Raw genomic sequence first — 22301 nt, 5'->3', positions numbered from 1 at the left:
AAAGACCAAAACGATATGCCTCCCCCTACTCACATAAGGAAAATGCAAAATCATTTTGGTCATGCCTGCTTTACCAGTAACAGCCAAACACTGCTAATATTCAATTCATTATTGATGTAAACGTTTACTGGATCATAATATCACACAACAATTTAGTTAGCAATCACTTTATTCGACATTTTTCTTTATACCTATTAACAGGAACGAGAGCCGAATGACCCGAAGCGTGAATATGATGTTAGCTGATGGATACGCCTTCTTTGAACTACTTACTTACACTTTCCCCCTTAATCAACTTCTTAAAAGCAGTGTATTCTTTATTAGATCTTATAAAATTTAATATCTCATTGGCACACTCACTCGATCTCATTATTTCAGTATTAAATTCAAGATCATATTCATTAAAGCAATACACGTTATCGTATTGTGAATTTGCTAAACCAATCTCCCTGTCTCCTCTAAGTTGTTCTCTTCTAGCAAGTTCTTCCTTTGAACATTTAACTTCTACGAATATGACAGAGTGATCTGATAATAATTCAATACAAGTATTGAACCATTTGTCATTACCTATAACAGAATCTACAATTACGTTGTTTCCCATCGCAGAAAATAGTTTTATTGTCGAGTAGTATAATGAAATCAACGGATCTGCAAGAATTTGATTTACTACTTGTCCATCCTCTGCACCATTTGCTTCCATACTCGGATATGTGCTATTAATGAAATCTTTATAACTATGAAATAGTCCATTAATAAAATTATCAAATGATAAATGTTGAAATGGGATATCACTTTGAGTTAATAATTCATTAGATATGCTTGTCTTTCCAGAACTTGAAGTACCATTAAGAAGAACTATAATCCCTGGCTTCAATAGAATCCACCTTTCATCATTTTATTTTTGCGTATCTTTCAGCTAATACTGAACTTCATGAATTATCCATTTTAAAGTATTCGCGAAGTTATTGAACAATCCTGCCCGTTAGTTTAATGAATTGACAGGCAAACTAATGATTAGATATAACCCTAATCAGCAATAGGACCAAGTTCTTGTCCCAAGTCAAGGACAAAAACTTGTACCGATAAAACAAAAAAGCCGCTATAATAGCGACTTTAATGGGAATATATTCTTGTCCTTCGACACTTACCCTTTATGTATACAGCTCCAATTACGTGGAAAGTTGCCAGACTATTCCTCATTCCGCGCTAACGGAGAACGTTAGTCAAAACGACAACAGCGGCAGTCTAAGACTTTATTTATCAAGTCTTGGTCCGCCGCTGCTTCTTTTAATTGATCAGTCCAATTCTTTATTTCAACCGAACATTTAGTGTTATCTATATTGTGCTGCTCTAGACAGTTTTGGACCCTATCCCATACTGAAAGTACTTAGGGGTGCAATGGACATGCAATTCAATTCCCGCACTAGCAGCAATTTGCTCAATCTCTTTATCGCCAAAGAAATTCTTCACTATAGTAGCATGATCACCATTATTAAGCTTCCGAACCATCGTTTGCCCAGATGTCCCCACTACATGAGACTCACGGGTTCCTGCTACTTCTCGATCATCGATAAAGAACATTTTCCCTCCGGGCTTCAAACAGCGTGATACCATGGTGAAGAAGCTCGCCAGTCTCTCTCTGGGTAAATGAGATATCCAAAAAGTAAAAGCAACTGAATCGTATAACTGATCCGGAGACCAACTGAAAAGATCTGCAATGATCGTTCTTACATTGGGTTCAGATACTACCGGATTATGCGAAAGCATTTCTTCGGAACCGTCTACAAGGGTCAATATAAGGGCTTCTTTTAAGAACAGACTACTCCAAGTGCCAGTCCCCGCCGCAAGTTCAAGAAAGTCACCATGAAAATGTTCAGCTTTAAAAGCATTCTTAATCGTACTGATCTCATCGAACCAGATTTGGTTAGCTTCGTCTCCTTGATTAAATGTGCCTCGACGGTACCACCAGTCATCATACTCTGGAGCTCGTTCTTTATAATATTTCAACTGATCTTGAAGCTGCTGATCTGTCACACTTTCGTACGAAGCACCGTTGGTTTCCTTGCTGTTCATGCAAACATCCTTCCCTTCTCCCATCCGGAATTCAGATTCCTACATAGTAAAACCGTTCAATTGGAAGCAAGCACTTCTGGTTCGCGTTTGAGCCGTTCTCAAGTAACGGAAACGAATTATCCAGAACACTCTCTTGCTTCAATTCCCTGCATTAATACTCTGTGTAGCATTGTTAATATTATAATCATAGATACAACAATTATATGATACATCAACTTTAAAACTTGAAACTTTTTATTCTAAAATCATTATGTAATTCGCATTCAATATAGATGATCTAACGTTGTTTCTTTAGGGAAGGATTTCGTGGCTACTTGTCGAAGTAATATAGACAATGATTCAGACAGGCAGGGGAATTTAATGGACTATAAAGCATCCATTCAAGAGATCGAAACCGCACTCCTGTGCTTTTATCTCGCCAGATGATCTACATCATGATACTATTTAGATAATTAACTAAACCGAAATGACACAATGTTCTTGTCCTCACCTTGGGACAAGAACTTGATTCCTTAAAACAAAAAAACTGCTATAATAGCGACTTTGAAAGGAATAATGTTTGTGCGCCGCGACAATAACCCTTAAAGACCGTTCACCCGAGTATCGGATGAGCGGTCTTTTTATTTTACTTCTTGTACTGATTGCCGTGTAAATCCCCACTTCTCGGTTTAAGGATCATCGATTGCATTTCTTATTTAGCATTTTCATGTTGATAAGGACATTTGCATTTATTAAAGAACGGTTCTTTTTATTTAAAAGTTAATACTCAATGCTGCTGGATGAACTGCGCTCATCAAAGTTGTATTTGAATGCAACATGGAAGAAGACTGATCCTTCATCTGCTCAATTGATTTTCATTTGGTAACTGACAACTTGATCAGAGAACTGGCTAGCGATTTTCATTGGTAATATTTACTTATTAAACTGTGTTCTCTTCTTTGTTAAAGTGGATAAGCATTATCAAGACAAAGATGGGAGTTTTAATAGACATGAACGTTCTCACTAAATCCATCATTGGTCTGCTTTGCGCGACGACACTAGCGGGCACGTATTTCAGTTATACGGAGCATCAGGATAATCGACAATGGGAGCAGCAACAACAGCGCAATACGCAATACTCGTCGCATATGCAATCGATCTACTTGGGCAATTTCGACTATGCGCTTGCGGAGTCCCTTGCGGCACCTACGTTTGCAGATCGGCAAGCAGCACTTCAATCTGCGATTGAAAATGCCAATCTTATATTGCAATTAATAAGGAGTGCATCCGCTACAACGAACATTCAATCTTGGCCAGCGTATGAATCGTTTATCACGAACGGCAGTCGCTACTTGGCCTATCCCGCCAGCGAGAAGGAAATTTCGCTTAACCAGAATCAATTAGAACAAATTCAGCGTCTGAGAAAGTTCGCGAGGACCGCCCTACCGTATCTTGATCTGATGAGAGAGAAAGGTGACGGCACCTCTTTATCGGATATAGAACGGATCTCGACCGAAATGGAAGAGGCCTTGTCTCAACTCGACTCGGTGTCCACGTACGGTAATAAAGCCTTTAACGAGTTCCTGTACAATCAGAATCCTTACGCACCTCCGAAGCCAGGAACCGTTTTCGCCGGTGAAACCACTTATAAGGCTACGGAGCTTGCGGCCAAAGCAAAAATCTTTATGGGCGAAGCTTGGAATACAGGAGCAGGTAAGCAAATCGTCAACATGGTCTCAGGCGGGAGCAGCCCCCAATTAGGAGAAGTCATGGATTTCAAGTTATCAGACACCGCTGGAAAACCAACCAGCACCTATATTGCAACACTGAGTAAAAGCGGACACGTGCTCCAAGTGACACGCGACGCCTCGACCTCCGAAGAAGAAGCTGTGGAGCAATCGATGAACTTAAAGCAGGCTATCTCGGTAGCAGACACCTGGATGGCGCGTTGGTCTGACGAACGTCTGACAATAGTAGCAAAAGAAATAAAAAACACCTCAATTCATATCACTTATATTCCGGTTCGGGAGCAAGTTTCCATTCCGCAGATGCAAGTTTTATGGGAGTTTGATCGCCGTACTGGTGCGTTAAAGAGCTTTAATGCGTATAATTATTTTTACAATTACAATAAAACCTTTCCACTTCACCCGAAACTGACAGCGAAGCAAGCCTTTGAGAAGCTCGGACCAAAAGTAAACGTCTCGGGTAAGCCAAAGCTGGAGATCCACAACAGCAAGCTTGTATACGCATTTTCTGTCACTGGAATCGAAGGCGTTTCTCACGTATACATAAACGCCCTCACAGGCGCTTACGAAGACATCGATTACAGCTTATAACCACAACAAAACTAGGCAACCCCACGTACACCTCGCTGCGGGCAGCCTAGATTTTTGCGTGCCGATGTGGGGCCACCACAATTCAACTATTCTATCCGTTAGTTGAATAAAAAGCAGCAGATCACATTGGTCAGTTGCTTTCTTGGTTTTATTAAGCTAACGTTTTCCCGTTGTTTCAATAAGACCAGCATCGCATATTTGAAAACTGGTAAGATTTCAGCTCGATGCCACCAAGTGCTAACAGACCTAGTTTATTGAACGGTGTTGATTTTAGGTTGTGTTATGTCTTATTAATTGAAACACTTTTAACAGTTTAGTTAGTACTATCAGTTACTGAGTAAGCCGTTTTAAATGCGAGTATATTTGCACAAATACTATAGCCAACCCTGCCATCAGTAGCCCCAGCACCTCAACAAATGATAAATTACGATGTAAGAAGAGAACATCTAATACAGTGACCTCCAATAGCATCAAATTGTTGATCAGACTATTTTCATAGGCTCTTAAGTGCTTTTGACTCCAAGTCCATAAGGAGAATGCAAATGAACCATTTATGATCCCCAGCCAAAGTAGAATACCGATAAGTGGCCAAGAGAAGCTCGGTAACCCTTCAAATAATAGTCCTATTATTAACATACCAAAGGCACCAATCGACATAGGAATGAGAACAAGATCTCCCGGCTTTGCTCTGCCGTTTTTTAGTAAGTGCCTCGTAAAGGCCAAATGGATAGCATATCCAGCACAAGAAGCAAGTATTAATACAATTCCGCTAAAATGGCTTTTCCCAAAATCCCAAGGGAAATAGAAAACAACAATTCCAGCAAGTGCAGCCATTATACCTATAAATGATGAGCGACCACGTAACTCTCTAAGCCAAAAAACGTCGAGTATAAGTAAAGCTGCAGTATTACCAACGGAGAGTATCATACTCGTTTGTGTTGGTGTTATAAACATTTGGCCAGCGTACTGTAGTCCCTGTGCCATTAGATATCCGGTTACTCCAAGAATAACCAAATAATAGGGTCGTAATTTGATACGTGCATTTCCCTTTTGAGTATCCGGTTTTGGCATGATCATAGTTCGATTCACCAGAATCAACCGAATTAGCAGCAATGTAATTGCAGAAACAGTGTATCGTAATCCAGCTAATGTAAAAGGTCCAATATTATGCTGAAACGCAAACTTATTCAAGATATAAGAAGTCGACCAGAGCAAAGTGACCAATACGGCTGCACCAATGGCGAGAAAATAACGATCTTTGACTGTACCTACACGACTTGAGTCTTCCTTAGTCAATAGAGACACCTCTTGCTTCGTGAGAAATGAGCCATTCTTTGATACACTCCGTTGCCTTTGCTAAAGCCTGCCGATGATGATCATTAATTTCAATAGTGGGTGATCCTTTTTCAGCAATGGTTAAACCGCTAGGCAACTCAAAAATGCGAGAATAACCACTCGCTAGCTCACCACGTGGACTGAACGCAATTCTTCCTTCTAACTTTCCATATGTAACTGAACTACTACCATCCGGGAAACGGATTACGATTACACTCATAAATCGTGCGTCACGAAGTGGAGGGTTATGTACATGTTTTAATTTTTCAAGCAATTTTAAACTTCGATCATCATCTGTACCTGGAGCCCACCGGGCAGTACGAACACCAGGCTCTCCATCCAAAACACTTACACATAACCCTGAGTCTTCCGCAACTACTATCCTATTCGATGCTAGCTGTACTGCACTGGCCTTCAAAAGCGCGTTTTCTTCAAAAGTTACTCCGGTCTCGTCAACTTCGTTCACTTCACCTGAAAATAACGCCCTGGTTTGGATCGGTAATTCCATTAGTCCTTCCTTAAGCCATTTTATTTTCCTCGTGTTCCAAGTGGCTAAGACAATTTCCATAACGTTCTCCTCCTATTTAGCTACACTTATAGTTCGTATGTTATGATTGTAGTTAAAAAAAGGGAAATAAAAAGAGTATACTTTTTAATTGGAAACTTCCCCTTTTTATTGTGGAGGTGAATCTTTTGCAGTTATCGGAACATTTCTTCAATCTCAAGAACTTATTTGGTAAGCTCGAAGCGCAAATTTCACAGAAGACGACATTACAGGAGCTCGGCACAGTATGGAACTGTACACCACGAAATGTAAAGTGGATCATCCGTCGTTTGTGTGCGGCTGGGTGGATCGCATGGTCCCCAGGTCGCGGACGAGGTAATCGCTCAACGTTGACTATATTAACTTCGGAAGCCGAGGTAGCACTTGCACTTGCCCAGGAAGCAACGAATAAAGGAAGATTTCATGATGGAATAAGATTTCTTGAAGAGCATGACGTAGACGATGCAATACGTGGTCGTTTTGTACAATGGCTGGAAGGACAGTATGGTTACCGAGTAGATAAGAATGAGAATTATCAACTTGATACGCTGCGTCTACCCTTTTACCGTAGTATGACTAATTTAGATCCGATTTTCACACTTCGGCGCACGGAGTGGCATATGGCTCGCCAACTCTTTGATACGCTTCTTACCGAGGATGACAACAGCGGAGTCCTCCCTCATTTGGCTTATTACTGGGAGACTGACGAAACTGGATGTATATGGACTTTTTACATACGTAAAGGGGTACTTTTTCACGATAATACTGAACTGCATGCTAAGGATATTGTCTATACAATTAAACGTTTAACGTCTACAGATTTTGGACGAACGGAATGGACTGAGCTTCCATTGGATAATATCCAAGCGCAGGGCCCTTACTGTGTTGAATTTAGACTTAAACGACCTTATCATCTTTTATTACAACTGCTCGCTTCTCCGCGGGCTTCGATCCTCCCCCTTTCTTCCGCAGAACGTATGCTTGGGGATTTTGCACGTCTTCCAATTGGAAGTGGACCGTTCCGAGTGATTGAGAATGATAACTCCCAAATTGTTCTCGAGGCCTTTCCTTCTTATTTCTCGGGACGAGCTCAACTCGACCGGATTGAACTGTGGATCATAGCAGAGACACGTTATCGTCCATTGCCGCTAAAGGAAATAGCAGGAGAAACCCTCCCTTATATTCACCCTTTTCAACTTCACACACGGAACAATCATCCGCCTGATATTAAACAAGTAGAAACGGGATGCACATATATGACATTTCAACTGAACAAGCCGGGACCTTTGGAATCTAACGATTTTCGACATTGGCTTTGTCGTGCGGCCAACCCACACCGCATGAATGTTGGTCTCAATAATCATACCTATTCCCCTGCGTACAGTTTTTTTCCCAATTGGAGCATAATAACCGAACAAATGTTAAAGCGTGAATATATGAATGATGGCCCCAGCTATTTTAATACTGAACCAGATCCTCTTAATGCACCTCCCTTTCATCCAGAGCAACCACTATCAATTCTGACTTATCATATACTGGGTGATTCCTTGGAGCGAAATGCTCGCTGGTTTAGCGAACAATGCGCTGAATATGGAATAAAGATTAACGTGGAGGTTCGAGATTATGAAGATTTTATTCGTCCGGAGATTATCGATGCCGCGGATCTTGTATTAGCTAACGCTGTTGTTAATGATAATTCGGTAATTTCTTTCTTACGTCTTATGTTTGACGATCGTCACGTCATACGTAGGCATCTATCCCCTGAGATTTATGAACATCTAATCATAAGATTACGCAAGATCGAAAATGAGCTTGAAGCAAACAAACGGATCCGAATGACTCAGGAAACAGAACAATGGCTTAAAGATAAATTGGCTATATCCTTTTTGTACCATCTAGATCAGTTTACTTACTATGACAATCGTTTAATAGGAATGCAAACAAACGCTTATGGTTGGGCAGATTTTTATAGACTTGCGTTACGACCGTCCAAGCACTAATGATTTTTCCATATCCAGGAGTAGTAAACTTGGGAGGTTTTGATTTAGGTACCTTCAATCGTTAATCTGAATAAGTTCCCATCCTCGTTTCGAGACAGGAACTTATTCAGATAAATAAAATGGTGACTTTATATCAAATATCAAACACAGTCTCCTTTCTATACGGATAAGCATATCAACAACCTTCGAGTTATCATCTGATTTAATGGTGAAAGACTTAAGCAATTGATTTTCTATCGCAAAGTAAATTTTCTACTAAACTAAAATATCACAAAAAATTTAAGCAAGATCAAGAACACCCTAGAAACTTCCTTTTATTCAACTAACCTACCCGTTAGCTTCATGAAACAGATGAAGAATCTTATTAACATTAATACCATGTTCTTAACCTTTTCAACAATGAACTAGTTCTTTGGCTTTGGTCGAAAAAACCTAGTTCCTGAAATGAAAAAATCGTTATTCAAGCGAAGTCTGATAATCGTATGCTTTTATCTAGTCACATGATCTCCATCGAGTTCTATTTAGATAATAACCTAATCCGAAATGACACATTGTTCTTGTCCTCAGCTTGGGACAAGAACTTGATTTCTTAAAACAAAAAAGCCGCTATAATAGCGACTTTGTATGGAACAATGTTTTTGTCCCGCAACATCTCTGTTTGCCATTTCATTTCTATGGCTTTCATCTTTAATTCCACCGGATAACTCACTCTGAGGTTTTCATTAAAAAACACCTCCAAGATGATCTCCCTATCTTACGACAAGGTTTCATTCTCTTGAAGGTGTTTTATTTGTCTCACGTTATGTGATCAGTCCATCCGCTTCGTTGGTCTGTCACTGCTTTTCTATATAACATACATATTCCTAATGAATATAATTGCAATTAAGTAAGTACGGTCATCGCCTCTCTTGTAAATGGAAGCAGATCATCGGTACGTCCTTCTTGAATTTTCTTAGCCCATTCAGGGTCGACCAGAAGAGCACGCCCTACAGCAACCAAATCAAACTCATCATTCTGAAGTCGTTGTACCAATCCATCGATACCGACGTTACTTGCACCTTTACCTTCTGTGAACAGACTTGTAAAGTCACCATCAAGACCAATCGAACCAACGGTGATTGTCGGTTTGCCAGTCAGTTTTTTGGTCCATCCTGCAAAATTCAGATCAGAACCTTCGAATTCCGGCTCCCAGAAACGTCGTGTGGAACAGTGGAAGATATCGACTCCAGCTTGAACCAACGGTGCGAGAAGCTGCTCCAGTAATGCCGGTGTTTCAGCCAATTTAGCCTGATAATCATCTGTCTTCCACTGAGATAAACGCAGTACAATTGGGAAGTCCGGTCCAACTACTTCACGGCAAGCCTCAATCACTTCAACTGCAAAACGTGTGCGAGCCATCATATCTCCACCGTAACGATCCGTACGAGAGTTGGTTTTCTCATACAGGAATTGGTCGATCAGATAGCCGTGTGCTCCATGGATTTCAACACCATCGAACCCAACGCGTTTCGCTTCTGAGGCTGCTTTTGCGAATTCCTGAACGATTGTAGCAATCTCAGCTTCCGAATAATCATTAACATGACCTTTGGCTCCCATATGCCAGATCTGTGGAATAATTCGACCGCCAGCTTCATGTACTTCAGATACAACATGTGCCCAGCCATGCATTGCAGCTTCGCCATAAAAGTGCGGCACATTAGCTTGATTGGATGCATCCGGATGATTAATTATTGTCCCTTCTGTCACAATAAGCCCCACTGCGTTCTCTGCTCTGCGGCGGTAATAGCCAGCAACATTCGAACCCGGGATACCGTCCGGAGAAAACTGACGCGTCATCGGCGCCATCACGATCCGATTGGATAACTTCAAGTGACCTAACTCTATAGGTTGGAACAATGCTTCTACGGATTGAGAAAAATTCATAATAACCTCCACATATTTAGTTTTATATAGTTGACCTAGGAGATGTTAAACAGCAACCAGCCTGTTTAACAGCTAGACGTTACTTCCAAATGATTTTTATCGAAAAGCCCCACCTCCTTCAAGGTTTCATGGTGTATTAATCCGCCTTCAATTATTTTTGACTTCATAGTCAAGAATTTCACAAAAAAAAGATCAAGACATGATCATGCCAAATGAAGTACGCAGAACCGTCTCGATCTGTTCACGGGATGAACCTGATTTCTCCATAACTCTCACACCAAGAATGGTGTTATTTAGATAAGATGCAAGCTCTATACTCGTATACCGGTTGGAAATTAACTGTTGTTTCTGGCCACTACTTATGATCTTCTCTAATACCAGTTGAATCTCTTCTGCCATGAGTTCAGCTTCGCGTGTGATTTGCTCGTCATCTGTTCCGAATTCGAGTGATGCATTCACAATTAGACACCCTTGGCAGCCAGTTTCATCGTCTAAAAGGGAATATCGTAAGGCATCCAGTTTATCACCGGGAGACGAATCCAGGGCTTCAATCTCCTTCAGTTTCGCTATAACCTGTTCACGGTAAAGTGCCAGCGCCTTCAGGAACAACGATCGCTTGTCTTTAAAAACACAGTACAAACTTTGCTTTTTGACTCCTGTAGTACGCGTAAGGTCCTCATAAGAAGTTGCTTTGAAGCCTTGATTCCAGAACACTTCCATAGACTGGTGTAATACACGATCGACATCAAATTCTCTTGGTCTGCTCATGGGATTAATATATCAGTTATTGACCATGCAGTCAATAACTGATCATCTTCCATCCTAATCTCTAAGGAAATTTCCTCCAGGTCTCTTGAATGCGGTCTAACTCTTCCGGTAAGCAACCTTGTGAAAAGCATTGATGTATCGAAACAGTGCCTCACCATCATCAGGCACATGCGTGCTTCTATCCAGTGGCAGCATCATTGCCTGATACGGCTCCGGCACCATTCTATATTGATGGACATAGGAGGTCAGGATGAACCCGTTACGTTGCCAGAACTGAATGCGTTCCTGATGAGCCTCCGTTGTCCCGGACTCCGCCTCGATAATCATACCTTTGATCTCGTGTTCCCTTAACGCCCAGGCTCTGAGCTGCTCTAGCATCCAGGTCCCTATGCCCAACCCGCGCAGCTTCTGATTAACCGCGAGGTAATCGATGATCAGGATGCGGTCCGCAGCCTGCCCCTCCAGTCCAGTAACAGCCATCGCAACCACTTCTCCATGATGCACGCCCGTGTGTAAATAACCAATCCCCCGGTCAAGCATACTGCGCAGAATCGCTTTTGTCTTAGCACCGCTTTGAAAAGCCTCGTGATAGATTCGCTCCATCCGCGCCCACAATGCTTCATCCCACTCCTCTATAGTAGTAAACTCTAATTCCAGCATCTCATTCGCCTCCAGATTTCTATCATAACAATTTCCGCCTCTGCTAATAACACTGTTAAACGTTTGTAGAAGGGACTCTACTGTCTAGTTCTTTTATAAATGAATCAAAGAAAAAGCAGAGTACACCACTTGTACGCTGCTTTTTACTCGCTTTATCAGCTTACACCGAATTCAAGACATGTAAGAGATATTCCTTCCGATTTAATGGATTATGATCGTATCTTGTACATGATGGCACTTCACCATCGAAGGGCTCATAGCCATAAAATTCGGATAGCAATACACCTTCACCTTGGGTCCAACCCGGAAGTTGGTTCTTGAATGACTGAATATTCTTAATCGGGATCATGCCATATATCATAAATACCTGGTCATTCTGAATCGGATCCTGATAGGTTGAAGAGGCTTGAGTTAGTTTAAATAAAATCCTACTTAGATAATTAGCAGGAACCTCTAATTCGAACCGATGAATGGGTTCATAAATTTGAGTAGTTGCCTCAGCTAGTGCTCTCATTAGCACAAGAGGCGTTAATTTTCGAAAATCACTAGCTGTACTAACTGCACTTGCATAGGCGGTATCCGTAAGTGTCACGATTAGATCGCGAACTTCCCAACCATATAGTCCTTGCTTAAGCGTCTCATAGACGGTTTCTTCAATTGCCTTATGAAACGATAAAGGTAGGGAGCCAAGCTCTACTTCTAGATGATATTCAATACCGGTTGAACGAGGATTCGGATCAATACGAAAGCCTATAGTACTATAAAATGGGTTTCCCTTGTCTCCCATTCTCTCAACTGCCTCCCCTGTAAAGATAGGCTTTTCAATATAAATAGGCTGTGTCACAAGAAATTCGATATCGATTTGAGCGTCTTTTTTCAGTTGATCCCGAATCACTTCTTTTTGAATTTCACCATAAAGATGAATAGATAGCTCCCTTTGAAGAGAATTCTGTTTGATATGAATAAATGGATCCTGTTCGGCTAATTTTTTCAATGCTCTGAATAAATGAATGGTCTCGTTTTCGTCAGAGGCTTTGATCGTTGTTACTAAACTAGGCGGCGAGAACAGAGTTTCAGTCGTTTCATTGGAAGGAACACCGATATCATCGCCAACCTGACAGTCTGTTAACCCCATAATCTTTACGATATCTCCACTTGCAGCAATTGTTCCATCTGTTGTTTTTCCAGAAAAGAAGTGTTTCAACCCCGTGACCTTGTTGGTAAATTTAATAATTTCTCCTGTTTGATTCATCCGATAATAGGAAAGACTCTCACGTATCTTGATTTCACCAGAGAAAACTCGTACGTAAGCAATCTTTTCGTCGTTTTTCCCACGTTCAATTTTAAAAATTCTCCCTCTTGTAAAAGGAGTATTTTCATGATGAACGGAAGAATGGCAATTCTGTATGGCTGTAATCAAATGGGGAATGCCCTCACCAGTAATTGCCGAACCAAATAGCACCGGATAAAGCTGTGCTTGCTTGAACTGTTCTAGAAACTCCAATTCAAAGTCAACGGGGGCTACGTCTTTAGCGCTGTAAAGATATCGTTCGAGAAAGCGTTCATTATTATCAGCTAAACGATTTGCTAGGCCCTCCATAAATTTCTGATTGTTTTCCGTGAACAATTCCATATGCGCGGCTGATGTACCGATATTATTAACAAAGCCCATTGCTAAAGCATGGGGTGTCAATTTATCATGGATCTCAGTTAGTAACGATTCGTACCTTGCACCCATACGATCTATTTTATTGATAAAAAAGATTGTAGGGATTTTCAATTTAGCAAGTGTCTTCATCAAAACTCGTGTCTGAGTTTGAATACCTTCGACAGATGAAATGACAAGGATGACTCCATCTAATACTCGTAAAGCCCTCTCAACTTCAGAGATGAACTCGGGGTGACCTGGTGTATCAATCAAATTCACTTTCACATCATTAACGGCAAAAGAAACGACAGCAGATTGAATGGTAATTCCTCGTTGTCGTTCCATTTCCATAGAATCTGTTTGCGTATTTCCTTTATCTACACTGCCGATTTCAGATATGATACCCGTTTCAAAAAGTAATCTTTCAGTTAAACTCGTCTTTCCTGCGTCTACATGCGCAAGAATCCCTATATTTATATTTCTCAATCGTTATCATCCTTTTTATTTTCATATTATTCTCCTTTTGTATAGTCATAGTATTTTTTCGCATACTATTCACGCTCCTTATATGTAATACTCTTATTATACTTTTTATGAATTTTATTACAAACCTTCAACATCAGATTCGTTATCCATCTAGATAAACTCAAAATGAAAAAGACCGTAAAGAAACTAATTCTTCACGGCCTTTTATAAGGTAGGTCAATGATTCATATAATAGTCATATAGTTGCTCGAAGTTTGTAAAACGTTTGACTTCTCTGCCCACCTTATCATACTCGTCTAGATATTCATCCATCACTTCAAGGAACTTCTCTTTCATTACTGGTAAATCACTTGCATCAAAGTACTGCATAAGATCAAATTTCTTGATCCCCTTCTCCACAGCCATTTCATCAAGATACCCTTGTGCTCCAAAGGCCGAAAGAAAGACGTAGGAAGCATCATTTGTTGTAACACTGTTCAAGATTTTATTGTAGTAGTTGCACCACAATTCTTCGTATGTTCCCCTCAGATTATCAAAGTTAGGTGCAGGTTTAACAATGAAGTTATCGCACATCGTACTATGTAACCTTGTAACGCTATTCAACATATGAAATGATGCTATTCGGATATCTTCAATGGTATGAGCTTCGATGACTGACATGTATAAGGATTCGAGATCATCAGGAACATAGCGAAACGAGCATATCTCTTCCAAATATCGCTTGATTCCTCGTTTGATACACGTGTTATTCATACTGACCAAGGCATTAACTAGATTGTACAGAACGTCGGCAGATGCATGTCGCACTGAACCGATATCTTCACCTAGCATCGTATCGCTGTATGCTTGCTTAGCCAGATCGATCCATTTTTTTGCTCGATTAAGACACGCTTCTCCTATCGGACTCGCAAGTGCATCAAGAGCTTTTTGCCTGAAGTCATTCAATTTCTCCAAATCCTCAGGTTTAACATAGTAGAGTATTTTGAGCTCGGTTAGGCTCGATACGGTGGGACTCTCTAATGTGGATTGCTCTTGTATTCTTGAATCCCATGGCGTGCAATAGATGTCATATCCAACGTCATCCAAGATGAAGCAATCGGATATTCCCCATCCCCTTTCTGTATTGTTGATAATAATCAAATCAAGATCGCTCTTCTCGTGAAAGTCCCCGGTGCTAAATGAACCCGTAAGCCCAATAATGGCGATATCGTCTAGAAAATCTCTTTTTGCGCGTTCGATAACCATGTTAATCAGCAGTTCATTTTTGCCCAGTAGCTTCTTCTTCATGATTTCGTTCATTCGTTACACCCCTTCGTATAAGCAGGCCGTTCTTCATCCCAACAACCTTAACTTGAGTTTATCGATGTAGAGGTGCGGTTACTATGTATAAGTTGATTTAATCCAACTTTGCACAAAACCCGCTAAACCGTCGATACGACCATTTAGCGGGTTTCATTAGTTCTTACTATAAACAATTTTCTTTATGCTTTCGTAGGACAAGAAATACTGACCCGCCAAATCCTCTATGCTGACTCCATTGCGAAACAAGGATTTGATCTCAGCGTTTCGAGCAGAGACCCTACTTTTGCTTTGTGTTTTCTCGCCCCATTTTAGGTGTGCCTCTTTGGGTTTGGGAATATAAATCAATTCGCCTTGAACGTATTCTTGAATGATACGTAGCAGTTCTTCGGGAAAAACAAACTCGGCATTTGAATATTTCATGAGCCTCACTCCTTATTTAATAAATCAATAAGGTGCAAAGCCAGTTAGTAGAATATTACGATTTGTCGTTGGCAATGTGATTGTCCCTAAGCTCTATGCAAAGCATTGCCATATCCTTTACTGGCTTTGCATAGAGCCATGCATATAAGAAACCTACCCCGATTGTTTTCAATAGCCTCACCTCCATACAAAATAGTTAGATTAACCAAGAAATCGCTAATGCGAATATTAAGTATCTCCGTCTTTATCCAATTCCCCAGGTAACCGATAAGTTTTGATTTAAACTTTTGAATATTATAAACAACTTATTGGTTGTCGAATAAGACCTCTGCGGTTAGTTGGATGTGTGCTCTAAAGATCTGTGTAGCACGTTCACCATCGCGGCTAAGAACTGCATCTGCTAATGCCTTATGTTCAGCGAGCCCATCGCGGACTTGCTGTTGCGGGGGGGAACAATGTCGATAAAATTCGCTCAAATCCCAAAGGTTACTGCAGATATCCAAGAGAACTGGATTCGGACATGCGGCAATAAGCTCGTAATGAAATTGACGATGAATCTCGGACCATTCTTCGCGGACAACAAGCTTTTCATTCACTTCCTTGTACTCAGCCGTTTGCGATAGCTTGTGATGCACGGCAATTACATTGGATTCCCATGTGAGATCACCATGGGCGATGGATAGGCGTAAAGCTTCGGATTCATTGATTAACCTCGCTTGTATGATGTTGTTCAGTTCTTCTTCCGACGCCGTCTTTACTGAAAATCCGTGGTTAGGATTTTGCTGTACCAGACCCTGAGTCGCCAATCGCGTCAACGCTTCGCGAACAACAGCAACTGAGACTTCGAAACCTTTAGCTAATTCCGCAACTTTTAATGGAGAACCCGGTTCATATTGTCCAGTCAAAATATCGGATTGTAGTTTCTTCCTGACATTCTCGCTTAAGGTGGACGAACCATTCCTTTTGGCCATGAAGCAGCACCTTCCTTCATACACATTATAATTCTACGTAATTGTATGTAGATAGTTTACACCGTTATCAATAAAAAACAAACATTAAATTCGATAGTGAATTATAAAAACGATTATTATTTACAGAATCGATTATTTAATGTATTATCGAAAATGAAAATAAAAGGAGGTAATTTACAATGAACAACAATCCATTTTCCAAATTGCCAGAAGTAGCAATCTTTCAATTGGAGAGTAATGACATTATGGAGGGACATCCTCTACCGACCCAGCATTATTCGGAGATGTCAACACTTGAGGGAAGTAAAGATCTCTCGCCCCATTTGAAGTGGTCAGGTGCACCCGACGGGACAAAGAGTTTTGTCGTAACTGCATATGATCTGGACGCCCCAACTGGATCGGGGTTGTGGCACTGGGCCGTTATCAACATCCCTGCCAGCGTAACCGAGCTACCTACAGGCGCAGGTGACGAGTATTCCAGCGGTTTGCCGCAAGGCTCCTTGCAACTACCGAATGATTTGAGACTTGAACGCTTTATCGGTGCAGCGCCTCCAGCGGGACACGGTCCGCATCGATATTATTTTGTCGTTCATGCGCTGGACGTCGAAAATATTAGTGTCGCCCCTAATTCCACGCCAGCTCTCCTTGGATTCACCATGCTGAGTCATACGCTGGGGAGAGCAGTTCTCATGGCAACAGGGGAAATCAAGTAAACCAAGATGTTGAAGCATAGGAAAGAATGATATGAAAAATTCCGAGTATCTTATGCGTGTTTACGATTTTTTTTGCACACAACAGGGTTTGAAAAATAAGTACTCCATGCAATGCGGAGTCAAGTACGGAGGAAGTGGTGAAGCTGAACGATCACCCACATCATCATGTATGCCCCAATTGCCAGCAGCCAATTATAATTTTGAAGCATACCGTCATTTGCGGCTGTGGGAGCAAGATTAAAAACAAAGTGAAATTTAGAATATATCCAGAAAAACTGAAAAGTCCTCATCATTGAGGACTTTTCAGTAAATTAGCGTTGACCATCTCTACCAGCGAAGTATTTAAAATATTACATTGTCGGCTTAATCAGATGAAACTTTTATCATCAAAGGAATACAGGCTCGTTATTTCATCAATACAGTTTTATCCTATAGAAATGAGGCTTTCCAATGCAAACCAATCATAGCGTTCAAAAAAATAAAGGAGAATTATTACTTGGTTTACTTGTCTTTACACTCATCATATCCGTCATGAATGCAACCATGTTTAATATTGTACTCCCTAATATCAGTAAACAATTTCAAATTTCTTCATCACAAGCGAGTTGGATCATCACAGGCTATATGATTGTGTACGCAATTGGCTCGGTAACTTACGGTAAATTGACAGACAGATACAGCTTGAAGAATTTATTGACGTTTGGCCTACTACTTTTTGCAAGTGGGTCTGTCATCGGCTTAGTGGCTAGTGAATATTGGATGGTCATTGTGGGGCGAATTGTACAGGCAGCTGGTGCATCAGTCATTCCGGCGATTTCTATGATTGTACCCGTTCGTTACTTTACATCTGAAAGGCGCGGTCGTGCATTAGGTACCGTTGCAATCGGATTTTCATTGGGTTTGGCCATTGGTCCGATCATTGCCGGCGTGGTAAGCAGTACATGGAACTGGCGGGTACTATTTGTAATCTCGCTTTTATCATTACTAACTTTGCCGATGTATCGGAAATATTTAGATGATGAAAAGGGAGTTTCCAGAAAAATGGATTATATTGGCGGAATACTTCTGGCCGGTACCATAGCCATTTTGTTACTGGCTTTAACAAACGGAAGTGTTTGGCTTGCCTTAGGCGGGATTATTATTTTCATTTTTTTCGTACTACGTATACGCTATACTCCAAACCCATTCATAAACCCGGCCATATTTCGAAACAAACCGTTTTCATTCGGTCTAATTATTACCTTCGTCATGATCGGGATTGGCTTTGCCTTTCCATTCATTACACCTCAGCTACTTTCTTCTGTACACCACTTGTCACCGGTTTTCATCGGAATAGTGATGTTGCCGTCGTCTTTAATGGCCGCGCTTTTGGGTCGACAAGGCGGTAAATTAGCAGATGATAAGGGAAATCGTTTCCTTGTGTTTACTGCAGCTGCACTTCTTATTATCGGTTTTCTCTCTTTGTCTTCAGTCGTTGGTATGTCGCCAGTATTTATAGCGATCTTTCTTATTTTTGGTGTTCTTGGTCAATCGTTCATGCAAATTGCAATGTCAAACACGGTTTCACGTACACTCTCAAAAGAGAATATCGGCGTAGGGATGGGATTATTCTCGATGGTCACTTTTATTGCTACGGCCACATCAACAGCTGTTATCGGCAAGATACTAGATTTGGGCACATCGACCATTAACTTAAATCCGATACCACAAAACAGTGCAACTTTCGTATATAGCAATATTTTCCTGACACTTCCCATTCTTATCGTTGCCGTAGCTGCATTATATTATGTCCAATTCAGGCGAACAGGTACAATGGCTAAGGACGAAAAGATGAATAGCGAACCAGTTACTTAGTCACGGTAATATGGAAATGCTAGGTCAGATCGGGTTAGATAACTTCAATAATCAAATCTAGACTGCTTAATCAAAAAATCTGCATACCAGTTCATTTAAAGTTAATATGAGACATTCTTCTTGCTGAGAATCTATAACTCTTAGGTTCTATGCTGTTAATTAGAATCACAATTATTACGGTTTCTCCGTGCTGTCTGTAACGGCAAGTTTAAAGGCCATCCTTTATGGGATGGCCCTTCCTTTTCTGGCTTTGTTAAAGTATCGTACCCGTTAACACAAAAAGTCCATATCAATATAGGGAGTGTTATTTAACAAATTTTCATAGTAGAAGCGTCGGGCTTGCTCATCCCATTCGCTCCAATCAGGAGCGTTAAAATCTCTGCTTCTATAGAACGCGGCTAATACTCTAGCTTGCCTTAAATTAATAAATAATGGGATTTTGTTTAACCAACTTTGACTCACCGTATTTTCCTTACAATAGCCGTTTAAAAAGTTGCAATAGTAACGCTTTGCAATCTCCCTCCTTACATCTCCAGACACAACCCACGGAATAGGAATTTCATAAAGTAATGGTGTAGCAATATCAGAAACAAACCAGCTATATTCCGCATCGTCATAGTCAATAATAATAGCTTTGTCCCCATCATTAAGATAATTTCCAGGGCTGATATCCCCATGAATAAGACCGTACGTATCTTTTTCCTTGGGTAGAGCGCTAACTTCAGTAATTAAACGATCAAAGTTATCGTGTAATTCTAACGGACAGTACTTCTTGAATGAGGCTAATAGGGCATTATCATTCCATTCAAAGCGTGAATGTTGGGACGAATAATGAAGTGAAAACTTATGTATTTTCCCGACCATTTGACCGATATTCTCATAAAACGTATTGCTCTCCTCGGCTATTACTGCATTTCTGCCGGGTGCTTTCTCAAAAGCTGTCACAACAAAGGACTCGTCAATGATATGAATAAAATCCCCGGATAAAGACTGAATGGGCCTCGCTACTTTCATTCCTCGTTCAGCCAGGAACATGATATAATCTAGTTCCGCTCTTGTTAATAATTCATTTCGATGTGTGACATGGGCAATTCTTAAAATAACTTCTCGATCTCCAATAACCCCGGAATAAACGAAATTTTGAAACCCATTTAATTCGAAAATGGAGTCTTCACGTATTCCAAAACATTGCGCGGACTGTCTCAATATATCTTGTGTGTATAGTCGTTTAATCTTTTTATCCATATTTAACCTCACCCCTTTACTTTTATGGTAACAAAAGGTGCTGATAGAAAATATACTGAATTTGATTCAGAATCAAACTCTACACAAAAAGCCACATCGGAAAGCTCGATGTGACTTACAAGTGAATCTATTTTTTAGAATAAAAGATTTTCTTAATGCTTTCGTAGGAAAAACCGATTTTTGTGCAATTTTTCAGGGGTCGGGACATACCATACAAACAACCGCCATTGTTTATAGAAAAGACTTTGCATGGAGCAGATTGTGGATTTTCTCACCAGTTGAAACCCTCGATCCCTCACACACATAGCGTCATTTAATCAAGTACGTTTTTCCGTGAGATACGTTCTGACAGGAGGAGCAGTATACATTGAAAATTGATTAAGTATCCCTTCCGGAGTTTGATCTATTAAGACCATATCCCGAACGTTCGGTTGCATGAAACGTTCTCGGTCCATAACATTAAACATGGATACAATGGGATCGAAGTACTGATTAACATTCAATAAACCACAAGGCTTTTGATGCAGGCCAAGCTGGCCCCAAGTAAATATCTCAAAATATTCTTCCAATGTCCCTGGCCCGCCTGGGAGTGAAATAAATCCATCTGCTAATTCAGCCATTTTGGCTTTACGTTCATGCATAGAATCGACCATAATAAGTTCAGTCAAACCTTTATGCGCAATCTCACGAGTTTGTAAAAAATGAGGAAGCACTCCAATTACACGGCCCCCTTTTTCCAACACTGCATCAGCAACTTCTCCCATGAGCCCAGTAATAGCTCCTCCGTAAATCAGAATGATTTCTCGTCTGGCTAGTTCATGACCCAGTTCTATTGCAGCTTCTTTGTAAATTGCAGACTTTCCTTCTTTGGAACCACAGAATACAGCGATTGATTTCATAGATACATTTTCTCCATTTCTTTTGTTAACTGCTTCATACTTTCTATATATTACAGGTGAAACTATGACATCTTTATGTCATAATTAGATTAAAAATTTTGGGGGATCTCCATGAAAATTGAAAGGATTCTATCGATAGTGTTACTTTTGTTAGAACGTAAAAAAGTGAGTTCCTCTGAATTAGCGAAAATGTTTGAGGTCACTCCTCGTACTATCTTTCGAGATATCGAAACTATTACCAAAGCCGGAATTCCAATCACCTCTTCCCCTGGTGTGAATGGAGGCTTCAGTATTATGGAACGTTACAAATTTGAGAAGAAGATCTTTACTCAAGCGGAGATACTAGTTTTAATACTTGGATTAAACAGTATCCATTCGACTGTTTCTAGCGACGAAGTATTGAATGCCATTGCTAAAGTGAAATCTTTGATCTCGGAAGATGAAAATCGACTGGTAGATAAACTAATAGCAATAGATCCTTCACCTTGGTTCGGAAGTACTCATGTCAAACCACCTGAATTGGGGCAAATTCGAACCGCAATTGAAGAGGACCGCTTAATTACATTTGAATATCTAGATCCTTTTGAAGGTATGACTCCTTTGGAACTCACCATTGAGCCTTGCCGATTAGTATTGAAGAATTCAGTGTGGTATATGCAAGGATTTTGTACAGATAAAGGGGGATTCCGAATGTTTAAGGTTTCCCGTATTTCTTCTCTTGTTACTCACCATGATACATTTAGGAAAAGACAAATCGAAGACGAGGTTTTAGATATTACGGAGAAAGAAATCATTCATTTAACTCTGCTTTTTGACCAATCACTTATTCCTTATATGAACGAGTACTGTGGAGAGAACAACATTCGCTTATATGAAGGTGCTAAGTGGATAGCAAAGTTCCCCTTCATTGCAAATGACCATGGATATACTCATTTACTTAGCTTTGGGGACAAATGCGAATGTATTGAGCCTGAACATGTAAGAAGCGAGTTAACCAAACGAATTGAGGGTATTCACAAAATCTATTCCACTTAAAAAAACGCATCGATTTCTTCCATAGGCACCTTTATTACGCCTTTCAATATCCCCTGCCTCGTGTTATATCGCTCTGTAAAAAAAGAAAGGCTCGCACAGGCAGGGTATTA

18 protein-coding genes are annotated in these 22301 nt (G+C 40.5%); 5 read left to right on the top strand and 13 right to left on the bottom strand.

The genetic code is table 11. The annotated features are described in order from the left end of the window. Positions 1 to 265: 265 nt before the first annotated feature. Entirely contained in the window at positions 266 to 874 is a 609-nt protein-coding gene (locus CRO25_RS05640; protein ID WP_079693631.1) for a chloramphenicol phosphotransferase CPT family protein, read from the bottom strand. A gap of 476 nt (positions 875 to 1350) precedes the next feature. Beyond that, positions 1351 to 2073 (bottom strand): class I SAM-dependent methyltransferase, encoded by a 723-nt coding sequence (locus CRO25_RS05635; RefSeq protein ID WP_161490639.1) that lies wholly within the window; start codon positions 2071 to 2073, stop codon positions 1351 to 1353. Between the two features lie 989 nt (positions 2074 to 3062). Between CRO25_RS05635 and CRO25_RS05630 the strand changes: the two genes are divergently transcribed. After that, positions 3063 to 4388, top strand: coding sequence for a hypothetical protein (locus tag CRO25_RS05630; protein ID WP_079693633.1), 1326 nt, complete (start codon positions 3063 to 3065; stop codon positions 4386 to 4388). Between the two features lie 330 nt (positions 4389 to 4718). Here CRO25_RS05630 and CRO25_RS05625 read toward each other — a convergent pair whose 3' ends face one another. Then, positions 4719 to 5684 (bottom strand): DMT family transporter, encoded by a 966-nt coding sequence (locus CRO25_RS05625; RefSeq protein WP_244552084.1) that lies wholly within the window; start codon positions 5682 to 5684, stop codon positions 4719 to 4721. Further along, positions 5677 to 6291: a non-canonical purine NTP pyrophosphatase gene (locus CRO25_RS05620; protein WP_079693634.1), complete on the bottom strand. Its 615-nt coding sequence runs from the start codon at positions 6289 to 6291 to the stop codon at positions 5677 to 5679. The genes CRO25_RS05625 and CRO25_RS05620 overlap by 8 nt, the downstream gene beginning before the upstream one ends. A gap of 125 nt (positions 6292 to 6416) precedes the next feature. On the opposite strand from CRO25_RS05620, the gene CRO25_RS05615 reads away from it, so the two are divergent. Next, a complete protein-coding gene (locus tag CRO25_RS05615) occupies positions 6417 to 8267 on the top strand; it encodes an ABC transporter substrate-binding protein (RefSeq protein ID WP_143806489.1) in 1851 nt (616 codons plus the stop codon). An 882-nt stretch (positions 8268 to 9149) separates the two neighbouring features. Here the strand turns inward: CRO25_RS05615 and CRO25_RS05610 are convergent. The 7 genes from CRO25_RS05610 to CRO25_RS05580 all read right to left on the bottom strand — a co-directional run bounded on the left by CRO25_RS05610 (position 9150) and on the right by CRO25_RS05580 (position 16445). Beyond that, positions 9150 to 10190, bottom strand: coding sequence for an NADH:flavin oxidoreductase (locus CRO25_RS05610; RefSeq protein ID WP_179132062.1), 1041 nt, complete (start codon positions 10188 to 10190; stop codon positions 9150 to 9152). A 192-nt stretch (positions 10191 to 10382) separates the two neighbouring features. After that, a complete protein-coding gene (locus tag CRO25_RS05605; RefSeq protein WP_079693636.1) occupies positions 10383 to 10958 on the bottom strand; it encodes a TetR/AcrR family transcriptional regulator in 576 nt (191 codons plus the stop codon). Positions 10959 to 11054: 96 nt separating this feature from the next. After that, positions 11055 to 11618, bottom strand: coding sequence for a GNAT family N-acetyltransferase (locus CRO25_RS05600; RefSeq protein ID WP_079693637.1), 564 nt, complete (start codon positions 11616 to 11618; stop codon positions 11055 to 11057). A gap of 160 nt (positions 11619 to 11778) precedes the next feature. Continuing rightward, the gene (locus tag CRO25_RS05595) at positions 11779 to 13752 is read right to left on the bottom strand and encodes a translation factor GTPase family protein (RefSeq protein ID WP_218670764.1); all 1974 of its coding nucleotides are present in this window, start codon (positions 13750 to 13752) and stop codon (positions 11779 to 11781) included. A 216-nt stretch (positions 13753 to 13968) separates the two neighbouring features. After that, complete coding sequence (locus CRO25_RS05590; RefSeq protein ID WP_079693638.1) at positions 13969 to 15051, bottom strand: nucleotidyltransferase domain-containing protein; 1083 nt, start codon at positions 15049 to 15051, stop codon at positions 13969 to 13971. A 156-nt stretch (positions 15052 to 15207) separates the two neighbouring features. Further along, the gene (locus CRO25_RS05585; RefSeq protein ID WP_079693639.1) at positions 15208 to 15474 is read right to left on the bottom strand and encodes a CD3324 family protein; all 267 of its coding nucleotides are present in this window, start codon (positions 15472 to 15474) and stop codon (positions 15208 to 15210) included. Between the two features lie 305 nt (positions 15475 to 15779). Then, complete coding sequence (locus CRO25_RS05580) at positions 15780 to 16445, bottom strand: GntR family transcriptional regulator (protein WP_063567471.1); 666 nt, start codon at positions 16443 to 16445, stop codon at positions 15780 to 15782. A gap of 179 nt (positions 16446 to 16624) precedes the next feature. Between CRO25_RS05580 and CRO25_RS05575 the strand changes: the two genes are divergently transcribed. Both CRO25_RS05575 and CRO25_RS05565 read left to right on the top strand, forming a co-directional pair. Continuing rightward, positions 16625 to 17158: a YbhB/YbcL family Raf kinase inhibitor-like protein gene (locus CRO25_RS05575; RefSeq protein ID WP_079693640.1), complete on the top strand. Its 534-nt coding sequence runs from the start codon at positions 16625 to 16627 to the stop codon at positions 17156 to 17158. A 450-nt stretch (positions 17159 to 17608) separates the two neighbouring features. Further along, positions 17609 to 19012 (top strand): MFS transporter, encoded by a 1404-nt coding sequence (locus CRO25_RS05565; protein WP_079693642.1) that lies wholly within the window; start codon positions 17609 to 17611, stop codon positions 19010 to 19012. A 270-nt stretch (positions 19013 to 19282) separates the two neighbouring features. Here the strand turns inward: CRO25_RS05565 and CRO25_RS05560 are convergent, their stop codons facing one another. Both CRO25_RS05560 and CRO25_RS05555 read right to left on the bottom strand, forming a co-directional pair. Next, positions 19283 to 20257, bottom strand: coding sequence for a phosphotransferase enzyme family protein (locus CRO25_RS05560; protein WP_079693643.1), 975 nt, complete (start codon positions 20255 to 20257; stop codon positions 19283 to 19285). Between the two features lie 317 nt (positions 20258 to 20574). Beyond that, positions 20575 to 21156 (bottom strand): TIGR00730 family Rossman fold protein, encoded by a 582-nt coding sequence (locus CRO25_RS05555; RefSeq protein ID WP_072733013.1) that lies wholly within the window; start codon positions 21154 to 21156, stop codon positions 20575 to 20577. 111 nt (positions 21157 to 21267) lie between these two features. On the opposite strand from CRO25_RS05555, the gene CRO25_RS05550 reads away from it, so the two are divergent. Then, entirely contained in the window at positions 21268 to 22191 is a 924-nt protein-coding gene (locus CRO25_RS05550) for a YafY family protein (protein ID WP_079693644.1), read from the top strand. Positions 22192 to 22301: the final 110 nt, after the last annotated feature.

It is taken from the genome of Paenibacillus sp. RU5M (genome assembly GCF_900221055.1).
GTDB classification, from domain to species: domain Bacteria; phylum Bacillota; class Bacilli; order Paenibacillales; family Paenibacillaceae; genus Paenibacillus; species Paenibacillus marchantiae.
This window is presented reverse-complemented; position numbering and strand designations above follow the sequence as displayed.